At 69.1% G+C, this 863-nt stretch carries 1 protein-coding gene and 1 riboswitch; the gene reads right to left on the reverse strand.

From position 1 onward, the window contains the following. Positions 1-328 (reverse strand): transglycosylase family protein (locus AA75_RS15860; RefSeq protein WP_033820676.1); only part of this gene is annotated, 328 nt, incomplete at its 3' end. Between the two features lie 7 nt (positions 329-335). Then, positions 336-505, reverse strand: a riboswitch (cyclic di-AMP (ydaO/yuaA leader). Between the last annotated feature and the right edge of the window lie 358 nt (positions 506-863).

The following is an 863-nucleotide window of genomic DNA, read 5'->3' on the forward strand; positions in this document are numbered from 1 at the left end:
GCCAGGCGCCGGGGCCCTGGGAGGCGAGCACCTTCTCGGCGACGGCGATCTGCTGGTCCTTGCTGGCCAGGTCGGCGCGGGCGGCGTACGAGGTACCGCCGAAGGCGGCCCAGGTGCTGGAGGTGAACTGCAGACCGCCGTAGAAGCCGTTGCCGGTGTTGATGCTCCAGTTGCCGGAGGACTCGCACTGGGCGACCTTGTCCCAGGTGGCGACGGAGGCGGCGGAGGCCGAACCGGCGGTCAGGCAGGGGATGGTGAGACCGATGCCGACCACACCGGTGGTGGCGATGATGCGACGGGCACGCTTGGAGGCGCTGATGGGCAGCATGAAGACGCGTTCCTCTCCCACGCCTACGAGGTGAGCTGTCGGATTCGGGCTGGAGTTGCCCGGCCGTGCTGAGCACGGCTTCACCCCAAGCCCGGTCCCGGTACTGGCGTACCGCTTCCGGGCGACCTACCTGGTTCCCCCGCTCCTGCCGCGGTGCGTTTTCGGCACTGCCAGCGCACCCGGCGGCAGGACTCGGCGTTCCGGGTGGCTGGGTCCGTGTGACCACGAACGTGGGAGGACATTAGGCAGAGATAAGTTGAAACCGCAAATATGTGTGAGCGTCGTCACATCTCCCGCGCACGGCCTTCATGATCGATAAACCTCGCCCGGACCGTTCATGTTCGCTCGCTTTCGCGCAAAAGCCTTTAACGGATGGGGACTTGCCTATGCTGCAGTCGACAGGGCCGGACCTGCGGCCCGGGGGAGGGACGACCGACCGTGGAGCCAGAGCAGAGACCGCCGCAGCCGCCGGGCGAGGGCGGGGAGCAGCCGGCCCCCGCCCGCCGGCCCCACTCGCACCGGGGCGCGCCCGAGC

This window comes from Kitasatospora sp. MBT63, from assembly GCF_000710465.2.
Classification (GTDB): Bacteria; Actinomycetota; Actinomycetes; order Streptomycetales; family Streptomycetaceae; genus Kitasatospora.